Genomic DNA, 20102 nt, shown 5'->3' on the forward strand with positions numbered 1-20102 from the left:
CATCGCGTGACGAGAAGCCACAAACCCCGATTCGCAGTGTCGCCGTTCGCCGCGCAGCGGCACGAGCCGCCGTGGCCGCCAGTGCGAAGACCGGCCGCCCGGTCGCGCCGGAAGTTCGCAGGCTCGCCGAATCGCGCTGACCGATCGGCCGAGGTGATAGTTCACTATTCGCTCGCCGGTCCCGCCCTCGCCGAGGCCGAGGCATCCCGCTGACCGACGCGCAGCACCGCGATCGGCACCCGCACCCGGACCTGCACGTCCCACTCCTCCACGGTGCAACCGTCGAGCACCGCGTTCATCCGCTGCGCGGACTCGGTAGCCGCCGCACATCCCGCCTCCGACCCACCGATCAGTGCGGCAGCCCCCGCCAGCGCCGCCATGTCCGCCGCCGACTGCGCCTGGTGCCGCGCCGCCACCGCCGCCCCCACCGACACGACCAGCGCGGTCACGACCACCAGCGCCATCGCCACGAACGCCCCGACCACCGTCGCCGAACCTCGATCATTCATCCGACGGCTCTACCGCCGCGACCGCACTGGCAGCAACCGTCAACCCCGGCAACGGCGACGACGCCTCCACCCGCACCGTGACGACATCCTCGGTCCGCGACACCGTCACCCGTGCTCCCGGTGGACCGACCCGACGCGCGAGATCCAGAGCACCCACATCCCCGAGCGCCGTCAGCCGCGCTCCCTCGCGCGCCGCGTCGATACACCGGACGTAGGACGTGACCGTCACCAGCGCACCCAGACACAGCACCAGGACGACCACGATCGACGAGATCGCCAGCGCCGCTTCCACCGTCACCGCGCCGGCGTCCCCCGTCACACCTGCGTCTGCAGCGCCTTGTCGATGATCCCCGTCAATGCGGTCACGATGCTGTCGCCGGTGACCACCGTGTACAGCACGGCCCCGAACGCGGCCGCGGCGATGGTGCCGATGGCGTACTCCGCCGTGGACATCCCGTCGTCCTCGGCCATCATGATCGCCGCGCGCGCTCCGAGACGGTTCAGCATTTCCCTCATGTTCTCCCCCTTCATGATCCGAGGCGGGACATCCGCCTCGGCGCTTCTGGGCGCGCCTCACAGCACGCCGCCGTTCAGAACCGACCCGGCCAGACCGATCACCACGGGCACGATGCCGAGGCAGACGAACGCCGGCAGGAAGCACAGGCCGAGCGGGCCGCTGACCATGACGCCCGCACGCTCCCCCGCGGCAGCCGCGGCGTCGTCCGCTCGGGAGCGCAGTTCCGTCGCCGCCTCGGCAGTGGCATCGGCCATGGAGGTTCCCGATCTGGCCGATCGCAGGATCACGCGCGCGACGGCCTCCGTGTCCGCATCGGCAGCGAGCGCGCGCCACGCGGATTCCGGTTCCCCACCGAGCGAGAGCACGTGAGACGCGCGACGAAGTGCCGACGCCATCGGTTCCGGCGCGACACCGGCGACGGCAGACGCCGATGCGGCGATGTCGAGGCCTGACCGCAGACAGGACGACAGCAGATCCAGGGCACTCGCGGTCGCATGGATGTCGTACTCGCTCGGTGAGGATTCCGACTCGACGACAGTCGGCGGTCGCAGCCGAGCCCGCGCACCGGTGGCCGGCGGCACCGCGAGGAGGGCACAGGCCAGCAGGACGAGAGTGGTTGTCACGACGCCACCTTCGCCACGATCGCATCGGTCCACAGGAGGCCGGCACACGCGAGGGTCACGCCCACGACGAGCATGATTCCGCCGACTCCGCCGCCGGCAAGCACAGCGACGGGCGATGCGCCCATCGCCTGACCGAGCAGCGTCCCCACGGCGGGTAGAGCGGCCAGCACCGCCGCCGTCGCGCGGGGACCTGCCATCGACGCCTCGATACGTCGTGCCGATCGCGCTCGGTCCTTCAGATCGGTACGGACGGCGTCGAGCAGGGATGCGAGTCGTAGGCCGTGTACCTCGGCGACGCGCCAGACCGCTGCCACACGCGCGAAGTCGGCGCCTGATCCGAGGGCACCGACGGCGTCGGACATCGCTCCGCCCAACTCGGCGCGCGCGGCGGCGGATGCGAACACCGATCCCACCTCGCCCCGATGTTCCTGCGCAGCAACGCGACAGGCCACGGCCGGGTGCGCACCGACACGGAGTTCTGCGACCACGGTGTCCAGTGCGGAACACAGGGTGGTCGACGCCGCCCGCTCGGCGACGCGGCCCGCCGAACGACTGCGCCGCACGACGAGCGTGGTCGCCAGCACCGCCAGCGCGCACCCCACGGTCCAGCCGAGGAGCACGCCGACGACCAGCGACAGCGCAGGAACCCAGATTCGGGCGGACACCTGCCCCACGAGAAATGTGCGAGCACGTCGCGGACGCAACCGACGCCGCGCGTCGTGAACCGGCACCACGAGCACGGCCAGAGCCAGACACAGCGCCGCCGCGATCACACCGGCCCCTCACGTCGCCCGAGAACGGCCAGGAGAGTGTCGTAGCCCGGCCCGTGCGCATTCTGCCGGGACCACGCGTCGACGACGGTGCACAGTCCACGCTCGTCGCGTTCGAGAACACCGATGGAGGCGAGCACGCGGCGCCCGGACGACTCCCGCGCGACGTGCAGGACCACCTGCACGGCGGCGGCGAACTGACTGTGCAACGCCGCGCGGTCCATACCGCCCAGTGCCGCAAGTGCTTCGAGCCGCGCGGGCACCTCGTCGGGCGAGTTGGCGTGCACGGTGCCCGCGCCGCCGTCGTGGCCGGTGTTGAGCGCCGTCAACAGGTCGACGACCTCGGCCCCGCGTACCTCCCCGACGACGATGCGATCCGGACGCATCCGCAGCGCCTGTCGCACCAGGTCCCGCACATCGACCTGACCGACGCCCTCGACGTTGGCGGGGCGAGCGACGAGTTGGACGACGTGCGGGTGGGACGGTGCCAACTCGGCCGCGTCCTCCACGCAGATGATCCGCTCGGCGGGGTCCACCTCGCCCAACAGTGCCGCCAACAAGGTGGTCTTGCCCGTTCCGGTACCGCCGACGACGAGGAACGCCAACCGTCCGGACACGATGCGCCGCAACAACTCCTCGGACCCGGTTGCGAACGCACCCGATTCCGCAAGCGCTGAAAGACCCTGCGACGCCGGACGGAGCACCCGCAGCGACAGGCACGTCCCACCCTGCGCGACGGGTGCGAGTACGGCATGCAGTCGAACTCCGAAGGAGTCGCGATCGACACCCGGCAGACGCCCGTCCACCCATGGCTGCGCGTCGTCGAGCCGCCGCCCGGCGGACAGCGCCAGTCGCTGCGCGAGTCGACGGACCGCAGCTTCGTCGGTGAAGCTGACACCGGCGCGGCGCAATCCGGAACCACGGTCGACCCAGACGTCCCGGGGTCCGGTGACGAGGACGTCGGTGACACCCGGTTCCCTCAGGACGGAGTCCAGAACCCCGGCGCCGCGGAACTCGGTGTCGAGGACGTGCAGCGCGGCCAACAGATCGGCATCACCGAGTACCCCACCCGCTTCGGCGCGTAGAGCGTCGGCGATGACCGCGGGAGTCGGATCCCGATCCGAACCCGCCAGTCGGCCCCGCACCCGGTCGAGCAGATCGGTGGACACCCAGTTCGTCACGACGGCGCTCCGGTGCCGGACAGGATCGCCAGCACCGCGGATGCAGCGGCCGCCAGGGACGAGCGCCTGCCCAGCGACAGCCCGCGCCCGTCGAGCATGGCCGCCAGTCGGCGCTCGGGCCGTACCGACGCCAGCAACGGCACCTGGACAATCTCCGCGACGTCCGCGGCGGTCAAGCCTCCCGGTGCCGGTCCCCGCACGACCAGTCCGACGTTCGCGCACACCGAACCCACCGAGTCCGCGACGACACGAGCGGCGGCGGCCGAGCGCACCGTGGCGGGCGTGATCAGGACGACGAGGTCCGCCACGTCCAACGCGCCTCGCTGCACAACTCCGTCGGTCCTGGGTGTGTCGCAGACGACCACGTCGCCGGCCGACCGTCCTGCTGCGACCACGGCACGCAGGGCGTTCTCCGTGATCACGTTCACCGCGTCACGACGCGTCGAGAGGACGGCCAGGTCGTCGATACCGGGAAGTGCGTGATGCAACGCGTCGGCCGTGACGTTGCCGCCGTCGATCACCAGGTCCGGCCACCGCAACCCGGGGGACGTGTCGAGCCCCGCGACGAGGTCGAGACCCCCGCCGCCGACGTCCCCGTCGACGAGCAGTGCCCGGCCGGATCGTGATGCGACGAGTGCGAGTGCCGTGGCGAAGACGGATGCACCGGCTCCCCCGCATCCCCCGGTCACCGCGATGACGACCCCGTCGCCGCCACTGTCGTGGGACCGGAGCGTGAGGAATTGCATGAGGTCGGTCTCCGCGGCCGGCAGTTCGAGAACGCGCGTGGTGCGCAGCAGCGCCGCCGCCTGCCAGGACCGGACGTCGGCGGGCCGATCCGTGACGACCGCGAGCCGCGGATGGATCGGGAACTGGTGTGCAGCAGCCAGATCGGCGTCTGCCCGAGCGACGACGACGATGTCCGCGGACTGCCAGGCGGACCTGTCGGGAAGCCCTGGCACGTGAACGGACGTCCGGCCGGCCGCGGCCGCCACTCGACGGACGTGATCGGAGACGGCGGGGTCGGACGCGACGACGAGCACTGTCCCGCGCTGCGGAGGTTGGGTCACGTGGTCGATGGTGCGGGAGACGGGCACCCGGAACCAGAGCGTCGGTCCGCATCCTGTGGACAACTCCCACCCGGGGATGACGAGAGCACTCGACGGAGAGACGTGATAGGGGCCGAACCGAGGACGACCCCCGCCAGGGGGGGAGGAGGCGGGGGTCGTCGGCGTTCAGCTCCGGGGGGTCGAGCTGAACACACCCGATTCGAGACCAGGCACCCGAAATGCTACACCGCCGACAACGGCTGACGGCATGTGCGACGTGATCACGATCTGCGCTCCGACCGCAGGTCGGCCGTTACCCTGGGGACGTGACCTCACCCCTGGCTGCGGCCGACCACGGGACGCCGGGCCGAGTGGCCGCGTTCTTCGATCTGGACAAGACCATCATCGCCAAATCGTCCACGCTCGCCTTCAGCAAGCCCTTTTTCGACGGCGGGTTGATCAACCGTCGGAGCGTGCTCAAGAGCAGCTACGCCCAGTTCCTGTTCCTGGTCTCCGGAGCGGACCACGACCAGATGGAGCGCATGCGGATCCACATCGCCAACATGTGCACCGGCTGGGACGTCGAGCAGGTCCGAGCCATCGTCGCGGAGACGTTGCACGACATCGTCGACCCGCTGGTCTTCGCCGAAGCCGCGGACCTGATCGCCGACCACAAGCTGCGCGGCCACGACGTGGTCATCGTGTCGGCGTCGGGCGAGGAAGTGGTGGCTCCGATCGCGGAGGCACTCGGCGTGGACCACGACATGGGTACGCGTATGGCCGTCGCCGACGGCAAGTACACCGGTGAGCTCTCGTTCTACTGCTACGGGCCGGGCAAGGTCGTCGCGATGGAGGAGCTGGCCGAGCAGGAGGGTTACGACCTCTCCCGCTCGTACGCCTACTCCGACTCCATCACCGATCTGCCGATGCTCGAGGCCGTCGGTCACCCGACGGCGGTCAACCCGGATCGAGGGCTCCGCAAGGAAGCGGCGTCCAACGGATGGCCCATCCTCACGTTCTCGAACCCGGTCTCGCTACGTGCTCGTTTCCAGACGCCGTCGTCGGGAACTGTCGCCGGGATGGCCGCGGTGTCGTTCGGAGCTCTCGCCGCCGGTGCTGCCACCTACAGCCTGTTGCGACGCCGACGCTGAATCGATCGGGTTCTCGGAAACCCTTGCTGTGTTGCGGGTCACAGAGTACAAATGGTCGTACGGGAAGACGGAAGGCCAAGAGCGGGCCGGAAGAGAAGGATCGCTCTCCCAGCCGGGCTTTCCCCAGCACGACCGATCAGTACCCACGCGTAGCTAGCCGCTTTGACGGCACAAGTGTTGTGGGCCTGCGAAAGTCGAGCATCAGGGATGAGAACTTCGCACTGGTTGCGGACACGAGTCCCGGGCGCACGATTTCTCGCCGAGGCCTCGCGGAGTCCGCTCCGCCGCAACCCACTCTGCACGCCTGGTAACAGACGTTCGTGCTGACGGGCGACGATGCCGGGGTGAGAACTCGGCAACGTCGCCCGTTGTCGTTGCGGGACAACCCGTTCGGTCAGATCTGGTTGTCGGCTATCGTCGTCGCCTCGGCTGCGCCGGCCTCGAAGGTGCCGCAGCACAACAACACCCAGCTCCCGACTCCCCGTTCCGTTCCCTGCGCGAAACCGTCGGCACCGGTGCGGTACGCGGCGAGTCGGGTCGCCCAACTCACCTCGGGCACGCCGAGGTTGCGCGGATCGAAGCCGGTCGACACCGCGACCAACCGTGAGGCCGCGCGCGCGACGATGCCGTCCGCGGTGCCGAACGGCTTCAACGTCAGCAATTCGCCGTGCACGATCGCCGCGAGTACCGGCGCCGGAGCGCGAGTTCCTCCGGTCACCAGGGCGGCCAGGAACGTCAGCCTCTCTGCCACGGCAGGGTCTGCCCGCGGTCGTCCCAGCTCGTCCTGACTGGTCGCCAGGTCCGCCGCGGCCAGCAGATGCAGACGGGCCAGAGCTTGTAGGGGCGCACGCTGCCAGACCCCCACCATGATCGGCAGGCTGTCCCCGTCGAGAGCCTGAGCCACGCGCAGCGCGCCGGCCAGCAACGGCGGAGTGTCCTGCCCCTCCTCCGGAAGCGCGGTCGACGATCCTTCGATCACGGCCGACGCCCGCGCGGCACGCACCGAGGCCTCCGAGGCAGTGGCAGCCCACCCACGCCGGTTGGCCTTGTGCCGATGCACCTCACCGAGCGCGTTGCGAGCGCGCTCGGCGGCATCACGGACGCCCTCGAGCTCGAGTATCGGGCCGAGGGGATCCGTGCCTGCGCTGCTCATCCGGCCAGGCTAGCTGGCAGGTGTGCCGGCATTCCGCTCGGCGGCCATCAGTTCCGCACGCTCGCGTCTGCGAACCGCCTGCTGCTCAGGATCGGGCACCGGAACCGCAGCGAGCAGCCTCTTCGTGTACGGGTCGGTCGGCGAACGGAGGATCTTGTCCGTCCTGTCGAACTCCACCAGCTTGCCTGCACTCATCACGGCGATGCGTCGGGCAAGAACCTCGACCACGGCCAGGTCGTGGCTGATGAACAGGCACGCGAAGCCGTACTCCCGTTGCAGCTCCTGGAACAACTCCAGCACCTTGGCCTGCACGGACACATCGAGTGCCGATGTGGGCTCGTCGGCGACCAGCAGCGTCGGTTCGAGTGCCAGCGCACGCGCGATGCCGACACGTTGACGCTGCCCACCGGAGAGTTGATGCGGATACCGGTTGCGCATGTCGCGCGACAGATGCACCTGGTCGAGCAACTCTTCGATCTTCTTGTCCCGCTGTCCGCGATCCATGTCGGTGTGCAACAGCATCGGCTCTCCGATGGACTGACCGATGGGCCACCGCGGGTTCAGCGACGAACCCGGGTCCTGGAAGACGATGCCGACCTTCTTACGAACCGGCCGCAGGTCGCGAGTCGACATCGACGTGATGTCGGTACCGGCGATGGACAACGATCCGGAATGCAGCTTCAGCAGCCCGACCGCGGCCTTGCCGATGGTCGACTTCCCCGATCCCGACTCACCGACCAACCCGACGACCTCGCCGGGCTCGATGCTCAGGCTCACGCCGTCGACTGCCCGGAACCCGCCGGACCGGCGCGCACCGGGGTATTCGATCACGGCATCGGTCAGTTCGAGCGCGTACCGAACGTCGGGAGTGTCGTCGGTCCCGGTCTGCCCTGCGCGAGAGCCGAGGTGGGGCACGGAGGCGAGCAACTCGCGGGTGTACGCGTGCTCGGGCCGAGCGAAGATGTCGGTGGACGTGCCCTGCTCGACGATGTCCCCGCCGCGCATCACCAGGATGCGGTCGGCCATGTCCGCGACCACGCCCATGTCATGGGTGATCAACAGAATTGCCGCGTTCACGCGACCGCGAAGATCACGCATCAGCTGGAGGATCTCTGCCTGCACCGTCACGTCGAGCGCAGTGGTGGGTTCGTCGGCGATGAGGACGGACGGTTCCGACGCGAGCGCCTGGGCGATCATGGCGCGCTGACGCTGTCCGCCGGACAACTGGTGCGGGTAGTACTTGACCCGCTTCTCGGGTTCGGGCATCTCGACCAACCGCAACAATTCGATGACGCGTTCCTTCGCCTGCGCCTTGGTCACGTCACTGTGCGCGCGGATGGCCTCGGTGATCTGCCACCCGATGCTGTAGACGGGATTCAGGGCCGTCATGGGCTCCTGGAAGATGACGGCGATGTCCTTGCCGCGCACCGAGTTCAAGTCTCGCTCGCGCAAGCCAGTCAACTCACGGCCGTTCAGCGTGATGCTGCCGCTGACCCGACTGTTGTCGGCCAGCAGGCCGGGCACCGCCATCGCGGTCGTGGACTTTCCCGAGCCCGATTCGCCGACGATGGCGAGGATTTCACCGCGAGCGAGGTCGAACGAGACATTCCGTACGGCCGTACGCCACGTCTTGTCGACTTCGAAATCGATCGTCAGATCCGAGACTCCGAGAATGGGGCCGGTCTTGTCGTCACTCATGTCCGTCAGCTCCGTTTCGGGTCGAGCGCATCTCGCAGCGCATCGCCCATGAGGATGAAGGCCAGCACGGTCACCGACAGGAACCCGGCGGGGAAGAGCACCAGGTGCGGCGAGGTCGAGATGTAGTTCTGGCCGAGGTTGATCTGCAGGCCCCACGAGATCGCCGGCAACTGCAGCCCGATACCCAGGTAGGACAGCGTGGCCTCGGCCGCGATGAACGTGCCGACGGCGATGGTCGCGTACACGAGAACGGGCGCGAGGGCGTTGGGCAGGATGTGACGGACCAGGATGCGGAACGTGCTCGCGCCCAGCGCCTGTGCGGCCTGCACGTACTCGCTCTGCTTGATCGAGATGACCGACGAGCGGACCAGTCGCATGGCCGTCATCCACCCGAAGGCGATGAGGGCCAGCGCCACCGTGGTGACGGTCCGCTCACTGGTGACGGTGAGCAGGACCAGCGCGCCGAGCAGGAGCGGAATGCCGAAGAAGATGTCGGTGAAGCGGGCGAGCAGGCTGTCCAGCACGCCGCCGAAGTACCCGGCGAGCGCGCCGATCAGGACGCCGATGATCAGCACACCGATGACGGCGAGCAGTCCGATGGTCAGCGAGATGCGTGCGCCGTAGATGACGTTGGCGTAGTAGTCGCATCCCTGCAGGTCCGTTCCGAACCAGTGCTCGGAGCTCGGAGAGAGACGGGTGTCCGACAAGGTGCACGCACGCGGATCGATGCCGCGCGCGAACAACTGCGGCACGATGGCCATCAGGACGAGGACGCCCGTGATGACGGCACCGAACCAGAAGAAGACGCTGCGCCGCAGCTTCTTCCACGCGTTGCCCCAGAGACTGGCCTGGCCGACCAGCTCCTGTGCCTCGCCGGTGACGACGTTGCCCGGCTCGCCGGCAGCGGCGACATGCTGTGCATCGTTGGTCATAGCGCGCCTACTCGTATCGAATTCGGGGGTCGAGGAGCGCGTACAGCACGTCCACGACGAGGTTGAAGAAGATGTAGAAGAAGACCATCAGGGTGACGATGCCGACGACCACTGCACCTTCCTGGCGTTGCACGGCGTCGAAGATCGCCCGACCCAGACCCGGCAGGTTGAACACCGACTCGGTGACGATGGCGCCGCCCAGCAGTGCTCCGATATCCGCGCCGATGAACGTGACGACGGGGATCATGCTGTTGCGCAGCGCGTGGCGGAGCACGATGCGCCGGTACCCGACGCCCTTGGCGCGCGCGGTACGGATGTAGTCCGCGGCCATGGCCTCCGACACGGCCGATCGGGTCAGTCGCGCCACGTACGCCATGGACAGTGAGGCAAGGACCAGACCGGGAAGCAGGTAGCTGTACCACCCGTCGTTGATGCCGGCGATGGGAAACAGATCGAACTTGTATCCGAAGATGTACTGCGCGACGAAACCGAAGACGAAGACGGGGACGGACACCAGCAGCGTCGTCGACACCAGCACGAGGTTGTCGAAGAAAGAGTTCCGGCGCAGACCCGAGAGCACACCGGCCGCGATGCCGAGGACTGCCTCGAACACGATGGCGACGATGGTCAGACGCACCGTCACGGGAAGGCGCTGGGAGATGGTGTCGAGCACGGGACGCCCGGCGAAGTCGGTGCCGAAATCACCCTGAAGAAGTCCGCCGACGTACTTGGCGTACTGCACGAAGAACGGATCGTCCAGGTTGTACTGCGCGCGCAGTTGCGCAACGACTGCCGGGGCCAGCGGGCGGTCACCCGCGAGCGCGCGAATCGGGTCGCCCGGAAGGGCGTACACCATCGCGAAGATCAGGAACGAGGCACCGATCAGGACCGGGATGGTCAACAGCAATCGGCGCGTGATGAAGCGACCCACTGGGCTCTCCTCTTCGGGTCTTACGGTTCACGCACCGGTGGGGCGCCTTGCACGAGCGCGGCGCCCCACCGAGTCGAGAGAGGAATCAGCTGACCGTGACGTCCGCAACCTCGATGTCACCGAACAGGTCGATCTTCACGTTGTCCACACGGTCGCTCCAGACCGCCTGGTTCAGGCCGTAGAAGAGCGGGGTGGCCGGCAGGTCGCGGAACAAGATGTCCTCGGCCCGCTGGTATTCCGTCGTCGCGGCGTCGATGGACTCCGCGTTGTTGCCCTGCGACAGAGCAGCGTCGAACTCCGGGTTGGAATAGAAGCTGACGTTCGAGCCGGCCGGCGGAAGTGCAACCGAGCTGTAGACCGGCGACAGGAAGTTGTACAGCGACGGGTAGTCCATGATCCAACCGGACCGGAACGGACCCGTCATTCCCTTCGCGTCCTGAAGCGGCAGGTACTGCGCGAACTGCAGATCGCCGCGCAGGACGTAGTCGACACCGAGGTTGGTGCGCAGCTGGTTGCCCACCGCCGTCATCCAGGTGTCATGTGCCGCACCTGCGTTGAACCACAGATCGATCGGCTGCGAACGGTCGAAACCAGCCTGATCGAGCAGCGTGTTGGCCTGCGCTGCGTTCAGCTCGCACTTGGTGCCGCAGGCGTCCTCGCGGTAGCCGTCGACGACGGGTGAACCGAAGGAGTTGGCCGGGGTACGAGTGTTGGTGAAGATGGCCTCGGTGATGGCCTGACGATCGATCGCCATCGAGAACGCCTCACGCACACGGGGATCCGAGAAACGCGGGTCGTACGTCGGGAAGGCGAGCGAGGTGATGTCGGGGCGAGCGCGCTCTCCGTACCGGTCACCGAACTGGTCGCGGGCGGTGGCCCACGCGTCCGGCGGCAGGTCCAGCATCACGTCGAGTCCACCGGCCTGGACATCGGTGTAACCGGTGCTCAGCTCGGTGTAGACCTTGAACTGCACGCCCTGCGACTGCGCGGGCTTGTCACCCTTGTAGTCGTCGTACTTGGTCAGGGTGATGCCCTGGCCCTCGACGAAGTCCTCGTCGGCCTTGAACGGACCGTTGCCGATGGGGCGACGACCGAACGCGTCGGGGTCGGTGAAGAACGCCTCGGGCAGCGGCGAGAACGCGCTGTAACCCAGGGTCACCGGATAAATCGCGAAGGGCTCCTTCAAAGCGACACGAATCGTGGTGTCGTCCACAGCTTCGAGTCCGGACATGGCGGTCGCTGCGGGCTCTGCGCCCTCGGCGGCCTGCAGGTCGTCGTAACCCTGGACGTTCTCGAAGAAGTACGAGGCGCCGTAGGCGTTGGTGCTGAGAGCGGTGTAGTTCCACGCGTCGACGTAGGACTTCGCGTTCACGGGCGTGCCGTCGTGGAAAGTCCAGTCCGGCTTCAGCTTGATGGTCCAGTTGGTCTGATCGTCGGACTCGACCGACTCGGCGACGCCGGTGTACTCGACTTCACTGCTCTCGTCGTTGTAGTTGACCAACGGCGTGAACAGGGCTTTGAGAACCTGGTTGCCCTCGCTCTCGGTGGTGTTACCGGGAACGAGCGGGTTCTCGGGCTGGCCGATGTACAGGCTGTAGGTGCCCTCGGCGCTCGAGGACCCACCCCCGCCACCACACGCCGCGAGCATCCCCACGGCGGCGATGGCCACCGAGACCACCGCGATCGTCTTCTTGACTCTCAACATGTCCTCCATCGAATCCGGCACGTACAGGGTCGACTGCACGCACCGTCCGCGGGTGGTCCGCGGGTGTCGGGTGGGCCACGGGCGATGACCGGCGTGACCCGGATATTTGCTTGACTTTAGACACACTCACAAAGGTCTGTCGTCTACTCCCCCGAAATCGTGAGGACACCGAACCTCTCCGAAACGGGGCCGTAACCTGACAGGACTGGACCTCACCGGTCAGACAGCCTGATGAGAGGCATTTTCTGTTTGCCGTCACAAACCATCGCCGCTGCACACCGCCTGTCGCGTCGTAGCCACCTCTCGCCGCAGACTTCTGCGCGCGACGTATCGCGGCGGTGCGTCACCGGTCACACGTGACTACCCTCACAGTCGCAAGAACCAGCCGCAAAAGCGAAAGAGGTCGCGTTCGGATGACGGAATCAGCAGTGAACGAGCACCCGGTGTCCTACCCACCCAGCGACGACTTCGTCGCGCAGGCCAACGCCGGGGCCGAGCTGTACGCGTCGGCGAAGGACGACCGACTCGCGTTCTGGGCGGAACAGGCGAACCGGCTGCACTGGCACACCCCGTTCGAGCAGGTCCTCGACTGGTCCGACGCACCCGTCGCGAAGTGGTTCGTCGGCGGCGAGCTCAACGTCGCGTACAACTGCGTCGACCGGCACGTCGTGGAAGGCCGCGGCGACCAGGTGGCGATCCACTGGGAGGGCGAGCCCGGCGACAGCCGCGAGATCACCTACTCCGATCTTCTCGCCGAGGTCAGCCGAGCCGCCAACACGTTCACCGAACTCGGACTGGTCTCCGGCGACCGCGTGGCGATCTACATGCCGATGGTTCCCGAGGCGATCGTCTCGATGCTGGCCTGCGCCCGCCTCGGCCTGACCCACAGTGTCGTGTTCGCCGGCTTCTCCTCCTCGGCACTGCGGTCGCGCATCGACGACGCCGAGGCCAAGCTCGTCGTCACCACCGACGGCCAGTGGCGACGCGGCAAGGCCGCGCCCCTCAAGGATTCGGTCGACGAAGCGGTGGACGGCGCCGCGTCGATCGAGCACGTCCTGGTGGTCAAGCGCACCGACATCGACGTCCAGTGGACCGAGGGGCGCGACCTCTGGTGGCACGAGAGCGTCGGCAACGCCTCACCCGAGCACGAGGCCCAGCCGTTCGACTCCGAGCACCCTCTCTTCATCCTCTACACCTCCGGCACCACCGGTAAGCCGAAGGGCATCATCCACACCAGCGGTGGGTACCTGACGCAGACCGCGTACACCCACCACTACGTCTTCGACCACAAGCGTGGCAAGGACGTCTACTGGTGCACCGCCGACATCGGCTGGGTGACCGGCCACAGTTACATCGTCTACGGCCCGCTGGCGAACGGCGCGACGCAAGTTGTCTACGAGGGAACACCGAATTCCCCCGACGAGCACCGGCACTGGAACATCATCGAGAAGTACGGCGTCTCCATCTACTACACGGCGCCCACCCTGGTGCGCACGTTCATGAAGTGGGGTCGCGAGATCCCCGACGCCCACGACCTGTCGTCGATCCGACTCCTCGGCAGCGTCGGCGAACCCATCAACCCCGAAGCGTGGCGATGGTTCCGCGATGTCATCGGAGCCGGAAGCGCCCCGATCGTCGACACGTGGTGGCAGACCGAGACCGGCGCGATCATGGTCTCGCCGCTCCCCGGTGTCACCGCGACCAAGCCCGGCTCGGCCCAGACTCCCCTCCCCGGCATCTCGGCGGCGATCGTCGACGACGACGCGAAGGTGCTCGGCCCCGGCGGAAACGGCTACCTCGTGCTGGACGAACCGTGGCCGTCGATGCTGCGCGGTATCTGGGGCGACATGGAGCGCTACAAGGACACCTACTGGTCGCGCTATGCCACCGAGGGCTGGTACTTCGCCGGCGACGGCGCCCGCTTCGACGAGGACGGTGACCTCTGGGTCCTCGGCCGGGTCGACGACGTCATGAACGTCTCCGGCCACCGCATCTCCACCTCCGAGGTCGAGTCGGCACTGGTCAGCCACCACGGTGTCGCGGAAGCAGCCGTCGTGGGTGCCGCGGACGACACCACCGGCCAGGGCATCGTCGCGTTCGTGATCCTGCGCGGCGGAGTCGAGAACACCGGCGACGCTCTCATCGCGGAACTGAAGGCTCAGGTGTCCAAGGAGATCTCCCCGATCGCCAAGCCGCGTCAGATCACGGTCGTGCCGGAGCTGCCCAAGACCCGCTCGGGCAAGATCATGCGCCGCCTGCTCCGCGACGTGGCCGAGGGCCGCGACCTCGGTGACACCTCCACCCTCGTCGACCCGGCGGTCTTCGACGCGATCACCAAGGCAAGCCAGAAGTAACACGCACAGAGAAAGGGGCTCGTGCACCGTGTGCACGAGCCCCTTTCTGCTGTCACCGGTCAGGACACGGCGTCGAGGTCTCGTCCGCGCGTCTCCTTCATGACGACGAGCGCGAACAGGGTCAGCGCCGCGGCGATGGCGAGGTACACGCCCACCCACGCGACGCCGTACGAGTTCACCAACCAGGTCGCGATGAACGGTGCCACCGCAGCACCCAGGATGCTGGCGGTGTTGTACGAGATTCCCGATCCGGTATAGCGCACGTTGGTCGGGAACAGCTCGGGCAGAACAGCACTCATCGGTCCGAAGGTCAGACCCATCAGCGCCAGCCCGACGCACATGAACAGCAGCATCCGGCTCTCGGTCGCGGACTCGGGAGCGGCGAACCACTTGAACGACAGGCCGAACAGGATGATCGCGGTGGTGATGACGATCAGCGTGATGCGGCGGCCGAACCGATCGGCGAGCCATCCCGAGACCGGGACGAATGCGGCGAAGAACAACACCGAGATGAGCTGCAGACCGAGGAAGTCGGTGTAGGCGATGGTCACGGCGACACCGCTGTGATCGACCACCTTGCCGGTGCCGTAGCTGACCACCCACGTCGTCATGACGTAGAACAGCGTGTACGTCGCGAGCATGACGAACGTGCCCAGGATCAGCGGACGCCAGCTGGTCTTGAAGACTTCTGCCACAGGCGTTTTGACGCGCTGGCCGTTGGCCACGGCGCGCTTGAACACCGGCGTCTCCTCGAGCTTGAGACGCACGTACAGGCCGATGATCACCATGATGGCGCTGAGCAGGAACGGCACTCGCCAGCCCCAGGTGAGGAACGCGTGATCGGCACCGGAGGTCTTGGAGTCGTAGTCCAGCGACAACGTCAGGATCAGGAAGATGCCGTTGGCCATCAGGAAGCCGATGGGCGCGCCGAGCTGCGGCCACATCGCGGCCCAGGCCCGCTTGCCCTCCTTGGCGGTCTCGGTCGCCAGCAGTGCGGCGCCCGACCACTCGCCGCCCAGGCCGACACCCTGCGTGAAACGCATGAGCGCCAACAGCATCGGGGCGATGATGCCCACGCTGTCGTAGGTGGGAAGCAGTCCGATGAGGAAGGTCGCGATACCCATGGTGAGCAGGGACCCGACCAAGGTCGCCTTCCTGCCGATGCGGTCACCGAAGTGCCCGAACAGAACCGAACCGATGGGGCGGGCGACGAACGCCAACCCGAAGGTCGCGAACGAGGCGAGGAGCGCAGTCGTGTCGTTGCCCGCGGGGAAGAACAGGCGCGGGAAGACCAGGACGGCGGCCGTCGCATAGATGTAGAAGTCGAAGAACTCGATGGACGTTCCGACCATCGAGGCGATGACGATGCGGCTGCGGGGTACGCCGTCCACGTCGTCGGACGTCGGACCGGAGACGCGGGAACCGTCGGCGTTCGGCATGCGGTCCGCTGATGTACTTGTCACGGATTGGGCTCCTGTTTGCGGAAAGCCTCCTGGTGAGGAGGCGGGTTCGTCAGCAGGAAGTTACCGGACGACATGTGAGTTCAGGACCGATACCGTCCACTCGGTTCGTGACCGGTCCCAACCCGCGGCCGGAGCACTGTCGCCCGACGGCGATAGGGTGAGCGCGGACCGGGTAAGGACATAGGGTGGGTTCAGTCCGTAACGGTTCAGTTCGAGACCAGGACCCACCGCGCCAGAAGTCAGCACATCGAAGGGATTCGCACGTGAGCAGCAGCCGAGGCACCGACAAGGGTGGTCAGACGACTGCACCGGCCAGCATCTCCTCGATCCCGCTGACGGATGTCGACAGCCGCAGCAATCCGTCCACCGCCAGCATCGGCACGCTGGTCAAGGACGCGACCGCGCAGGTCTCGACTCTGGTCCGCGCCGAGGTCGAGCTGGCCAAGGCCGAGGTCACCGGCGAGATCAAGAAGGGCCTGCAGGGCAGCGTCCTGTTCATCCTCGCGCTGGCAGTCCTCATCTTCAGTTCGTTCTTCTTCTTCTTCTTCCTCGCGGAGCTGCTCAACGTCTGGGTCACGCGCTGGCTCGCCTTCCTGATCGTCTTCCTGATCATGATCGTCATCACCGCGCTGCTCGCGTTCCTCGGCTACCTGCGAGTGAAGAAACTGCGCAAGCCGGCCAAGACGATCGATTCGCTCAAGGCCGCGTCGTCCGTACTCCCGGGTCAGGGCGACTCCTCGGCGAAGCAGTTGGACGCGCTGGACGTGCGCGCTCCGCTGTCGCGCTGAGTCAGCGCGCAGTGGCAGCACCCGATCCGTCCACGGTCCGGTACCCCGGACCGTGGCAGCATCGCGACGTCCGCGCCAACGGCATCCGTTTCCACGTCGTCGAGGTGGAGCCGGTGGCTGCGACGCGTGAGGCGGCTCCCCTGGTGATCCTGGTGCACGGGTTCGCCGATCTCTGGTGGTCGTGGCGGCACCAGCTCAGGGCACTCGGCGCTGCCGGGTTCCATGCCGTCGCGGTCGACCTGCGCGGATACGGCGACAGCGACAAGCCGCCCCGCGGATACGACGGGTGGACACTCGCCGGAGACATCGCCGGACTCGTTCGAGCGCTCGGTCACGACGACGCGGCGCTGGTGGGACACGCCGACGGTGGACTCGTGTGCTGGGCGACCGCAGCACTGCATCCCCGCGCGGTGCGCTCGATCGCCCTCATCGCGTCGCCGCACCCGATCTCGCTTCGCCGCGCTGCGACGCGCGATCCAGCGCAGCGGTCCGCGTTGATGCCGTCGTTCCTGCGCTATCAGATTCCCCGCGTCCCCGAACGCACGCTCACCGCCGACAACGGCCTGGAAGTGGAGCGCCTGGTGCGCAGCCGCTCGTCGGAGCAGTGGCAACGGAGCGAGGAGTTCGGCGACGTCATGTCCCGGATGCGCTCGGCGATCCGCATTCCCGGCGTCGCCCACAGCACTCTGGAATATCAGCGGTGGGCCTTCCGGAGCCAGTTCCGCTCCGACGGCCGACGATTCCGCGCCGCCGTCGACAAGACACTCGATCTTCCGGCCGTGCAGATACTCGGATCCGACGACCCGTACGTGCTGGCAGCGACTGCCCGGCGCGACGTGAGGTGGGCGCCGCGTCTGATCGAGCACACGGTTGCCGGGTCCGGCCACTACGTGCATCAGGAACGCCCCGACGAGGTAGCCGACATCCTGGTCGACCACCTGCGCTGACGTCAGCCGGCGAGTGGGTCGAGAAGGTCCCGCTCGATGATCGTCTCCAGGCCGACGCGCACACGCCCGGAGGGCGGCGGGGTCCCTCGACCGAACAACCGGACCACCGCTGCGACGGATGCGCCGCCGAGCGCCACGTCGCTCCCGAGCTGCGGCCACGTGGACAGCGACGTCCCGATATCGGGCAGTGAGGCGGCCATCCGCGCCGTGATGCTGTCCATCCCCAGGATGCGACCCGCGAGCGGAGCCTTCTCCCGTGGTGACATCCCTGCCACCGACGCGGCGTCGACATCACCGAGGAGACCGTGGAAGAACGGCCTGTCCGGTTCGAGGTCGAATCGTTCGATGTCGAGGACGCCGCCGTCGCTGGTCTCCATGATCACCGGGATGCCGCGGCGCCGACAGTGTTCACGGACCTGCATCTTCGCGTCGATGGAGTCGCACTCCTCGACGACGATGTCGAGGCCGTCGAGGAACGCGTCGAGAGTCGACTCGTCCACACCTCGCTCGAACGTGCCGACCGCGAGGTACGGGTCGAGCTCGGCGATACGACGAGCTGCCAGAACGGACTTGTTGACGTCGAGGTCGAAGACGGTCGCGGGTACCCGGTTCAGGTTCGACAGATCGAGTTCGTCGAAGTCGGCGAGTCTGAGCTCGCCGCACAGACCCTCGAGCGCCAGCGTGTGCGCCACCGCATGACCGACGCTCAGGCCCACCACGCCGATCCGGATGCCGACCGCGGCGTTCTGCTCGTCGAGAGTGATCTTGTTGCGGTTCCTGTCCAGACGGAGCCGCCGGAAGCCGCGCGGTCCGAGGACGCGCACCATCGAGCGCCGCCACGGATAGTGCACCCAGCGGGTCGGTTCGGACAGCAGATCGTCCGGCGGAGTGGGCATCAACTCACGGAGCGACGCCAGCTGTCCGTCGGTGGAGTCCAGGACCGCCTCCGTGCCGAGCAGATGCTCGATCCGGGCTGCGTCGTCCTCGTCGGAGGTATCGAGGACCACATGCTCGCTCACACTCACCACTCCTGTCGCTCTGTCAGCTGGTCGTCGGGCGAGGCAGCGGTTCGGTCCGGTCGCGGCGCTGTGACGTCGCGGACGCCCACAGCACCACATCCTCCAGAGCGAACGCGACACGATCGCGGCCGGCAGTCTTCGCAGAGTAGAGCGCGCGATCGGCCGCGTACGTCAACCGGTCCAGGGTGGCCTCGACGTCGTTCGCACCGTTCTCGTCGAACACCACACTCGCCTGTGCCACACCGATACTGACCGTCACGTCGCACGCGTACCGGACACTCTCGAGAATGTCGTCCTCGAGTCCCGCGACGGACTTGCTCAGTCCCAGGACGAGAAACTCCTCGCCGCCGAGTCGAGCGACCACGGCGTCCTCCGGCACGCATGCCGCGATGGCCTCGGCGACCGTCGTCAGGACGACGTCTCCGGCAGCATGCCCGCGGGTGTCGTTGACGGACTTGAAGTGGTCGACGTCCACGAGAGAGACGACGATCGAGTTACTGGTTTCCGACGCCTCGTCGAGCATGGTCTGCACGCGCGGCAACATCCCGCGGCGGTTGAGCAGGCCGGTCAGCGGATCCGTGTTGGCCAGCGTCTCGAGACGCGCGGTGACCGCCTCGAGCGAGCTGCGCATGGTCGCGATGAGGATTGCCGGAACGACCACCGTCGTCACGGCAGCACCGGCGGCGACGAACCGCACCGCGCCCTCGGAACCGTTGATGCTCAGCGCGGTCGCCAGGACGACGGCAGCGCTGGTGAGCGAGACGGTGACGCGGGGAGGCGACCCGGACGCCGCGATGGCGGGTACGACGGCCAGCATCGCCGTGACGGCACGCGAACCGGACGGGTCGGCGATGAGGAACGCGGAGATCGCGACACCCACCATGCCGCCCGATCCGAGGATCGTGAACTGTCTGTCCGACAGTCGCCCGGACCGCAACGTGACGGCGACGGTGACCAGCGTGAAGGCGACGATGACGGCCAGGACCGGCAGCGTGCCCGGACGGATGAACGTGGGCTGGACGATGGCGATGATCAGGAGAGGAAGCGCACCCGATGCGCTGGCCATGACAGCCTTCGACCGCATGTCGAAGGAGCCACCGGTCATACGTGACCGGCGACCGCTGCCGCGGCTCATCCTTTCCTTCTCTCCTGTTGTCGTGGCCGTCACCCGTGACGACCCGTCTGCATCTCGTCGTCTACTTCCCCGTGCCGCAGATTCCCAATCGACCACACGTGGTGGCGACCTGGAGCCCCTTCTACACCGGCAGAGTCATGGTGTCGACAATCGCGCATCGGCTGCTCCCCCCGTCGAGCC

General features: G+C 67.5%; 19 protein-coding genes. 4 read left to right on the forward strand and 15 right to left on the reverse strand.

Features of this window, described 5'->3' with window-relative positions:
• Nucleotides 1-164: 164 nt before the first annotated feature.
• From ASG64_RS08325 to ssd, 7 genes are all read right to left on the reverse strand, one after another.
• Entirely contained in the window at nt 165-509 is a 345-nt protein-coding gene (locus tag ASG64_RS08325; RefSeq protein ID WP_056071971.1) for an Rv3654c family TadE-like protein, read from the reverse strand.
• A complete protein-coding gene (locus tag ASG64_RS08330; RefSeq protein WP_056071973.1) occupies nt 502-828 on the reverse strand; it encodes a TadE family type IV pilus minor pilin in 327 nt (108 codons plus the stop codon). Before ASG64_RS08330 ends, ASG64_RS08325 begins: the two co-directional genes overlap by 8 nt.
• Nucleotides 825-1016, reverse strand: a complete 192-nt coding sequence (locus ASG64_RS08335; RefSeq protein WP_042575750.1) for a DUF4244 domain-containing protein — start codon at nt 1014-1016, stop codon at nt 825-827. The genes ASG64_RS08330 and ASG64_RS08335 overlap by 4 nt, the downstream gene beginning before the upstream one ends.
• Before the next feature lie 66 nt (nt 1017-1082).
• The gene (locus tag ASG64_RS22050; RefSeq protein ID WP_056071977.1) at nt 1083-1649 is read right to left on the reverse strand and encodes a type II secretion system F family protein; all 567 of its coding nucleotides are present in this window, start codon (nt 1647-1649) and stop codon (nt 1083-1085) included.
• Nucleotides 1646-2422: a type II secretion system F family protein gene (locus ASG64_RS22055; RefSeq protein WP_056071980.1), complete on the reverse strand. Its 777-nt coding sequence runs from the start codon at nt 2420-2422 to the stop codon at nt 1646-1648. The genes ASG64_RS22050 and ASG64_RS22055 overlap by 4 nt, the downstream gene beginning before the upstream one ends.
• On the reverse strand, nt 2419-3600 hold the full coding sequence (locus ASG64_RS08350; RefSeq protein ID WP_056071983.1) for a TadA family conjugal transfer-associated ATPase: 1182 nt from the start codon (nt 3598-3600) through the stop codon (nt 2419-2421). Before ASG64_RS08350 ends, ASG64_RS22055 begins: the two co-directional genes overlap by 4 nt.
• The gene (gene ssd, locus ASG64_RS08355; RefSeq protein WP_162245378.1) at nt 3597-4667 is read right to left on the reverse strand and encodes a septum site-determining protein Ssd; all 1071 of its coding nucleotides are present in this window, start codon (nt 4665-4667) and stop codon (nt 3597-3599) included. Before ssd ends, ASG64_RS08350 begins: the two co-directional genes overlap by 4 nt.
• Before the next feature lie 305 nt (nt 4668-4972).
• On the opposite strand from ssd, the gene ASG64_RS08360 reads away from it, so the two are divergent.
• On the forward strand, nt 4973-5797 hold the full coding sequence (locus ASG64_RS08360; RefSeq protein ID WP_042575802.1) for an HAD-IB family hydrolase: 825 nt from the start codon (nt 4973-4975) through the stop codon (nt 5795-5797).
• A 394-nt stretch (nt 5798-6191) separates the two neighbouring features.
• Here the strand turns inward: ASG64_RS08360 and ASG64_RS08365 are convergent, their stop codons facing one another.
• The 5 genes from ASG64_RS08365 to ASG64_RS08385 form a co-directional block, all read right to left on the reverse strand.
• A complete protein-coding gene (locus ASG64_RS08365) occupies nt 6192-6950 on the reverse strand; it encodes a hypothetical protein (protein ID WP_056071989.1) in 759 nt (252 codons plus the stop codon).
• 9 nt (nt 6951-6959) lie between these two features.
• Entirely contained in the window at nt 6960-8648 is a 1689-nt protein-coding gene (locus ASG64_RS08370) for an ABC transporter ATP-binding protein (RefSeq protein WP_056071991.1), read from the reverse strand.
• A 5-nt stretch (nt 8649-8653) separates the two neighbouring features.
• The gene (locus ASG64_RS08375; RefSeq protein WP_056071995.1) at nt 8654-9580 is read right to left on the reverse strand and encodes an ABC transporter permease; all 927 of its coding nucleotides are present in this window, start codon (nt 9578-9580) and stop codon (nt 8654-8656) included.
• A 7-nt stretch (nt 9581-9587) separates the two neighbouring features.
• Nucleotides 9588-10511, reverse strand: a complete 924-nt coding sequence (locus ASG64_RS08380; protein WP_056071998.1) for an ABC transporter permease — start codon at nt 10509-10511, stop codon at nt 9588-9590.
• Between the two features lie 85 nt (nt 10512-10596).
• A complete protein-coding gene (locus tag ASG64_RS08385) occupies nt 10597-12213 on the reverse strand; it encodes a peptide ABC transporter substrate-binding protein (protein WP_200933450.1) in 1617 nt (538 codons plus the stop codon).
• 416 nt (nt 12214-12629) lie between these two features.
• On the opposite strand from ASG64_RS08385, the gene acs reads away from it, so the two are divergent.
• Complete coding sequence (gene acs / locus ASG64_RS08390; RefSeq protein ID WP_056072001.1) at nt 12630-14570, forward strand: acetate--CoA ligase; 1941 nt, start codon at nt 12630-12632, stop codon at nt 14568-14570.
• Between the two features lie 59 nt (nt 14571-14629).
• Here the strand turns inward: acs and ASG64_RS08395 are convergent, their stop codons facing one another.
• A complete protein-coding gene (locus ASG64_RS08395) occupies nt 14630-16009 on the reverse strand; it encodes an MFS transporter (protein ID WP_056072004.1) in 1380 nt (459 codons plus the stop codon).
• Nucleotides 16010-16296: 287 nt separating this feature from the next.
• Between ASG64_RS08395 and ASG64_RS08400 the strand changes: the two genes are divergently transcribed.
• Both ASG64_RS08400 and ASG64_RS08405 read left to right on the forward strand, forming a co-directional pair.
• Nucleotides 16297-16821, forward strand: coding sequence for a phage holin family protein (locus ASG64_RS08400; RefSeq protein ID WP_056072007.1), 525 nt, complete (start codon nt 16297-16299; stop codon nt 16819-16821).
• A gap of 11 nt (nt 16822-16832) precedes the next feature.
• Nucleotides 16833-17768 carry an alpha/beta fold hydrolase gene (locus tag ASG64_RS08405; protein WP_056072010.1) on the forward strand — a complete coding sequence of 312 codons (936 nt, stop codon included), beginning with the start codon at nt 16833-16835 and terminating at the stop codon, nt 17766-17768.
• 2 nt (nt 17769-17770) lie between these two features.
• On the opposite strand, the gene ASG64_RS08410 is transcribed toward ASG64_RS08405, so the two are convergent.
• Together ASG64_RS08410 and ASG64_RS08415 are read right to left on the reverse strand one after the other, a co-directional pair.
• Complete coding sequence (locus ASG64_RS08410; protein ID WP_082518359.1) at nt 17771-18787, reverse strand: Rv1355c family protein; 1017 nt, start codon at nt 18785-18787, stop codon at nt 17771-17773.
• A gap of 22 nt (nt 18788-18809) precedes the next feature.
• Nucleotides 18810-19922 (reverse strand): GGDEF domain-containing protein, encoded by a 1113-nt coding sequence (locus ASG64_RS08415; protein ID WP_056072016.1) that lies wholly within the window; start codon nt 19920-19922, stop codon nt 18810-18812.
• Nucleotides 19923-20102: the final 180 nt, after the last annotated feature.

Origin of the sequence: Rhodococcus sp. Leaf247, assembly GCF_001426185.1 — a bacterium.
Classification (GTDB): Bacteria; Actinomycetota; Actinomycetes; order Mycobacteriales; family Mycobacteriaceae; genus Rhodococcoides.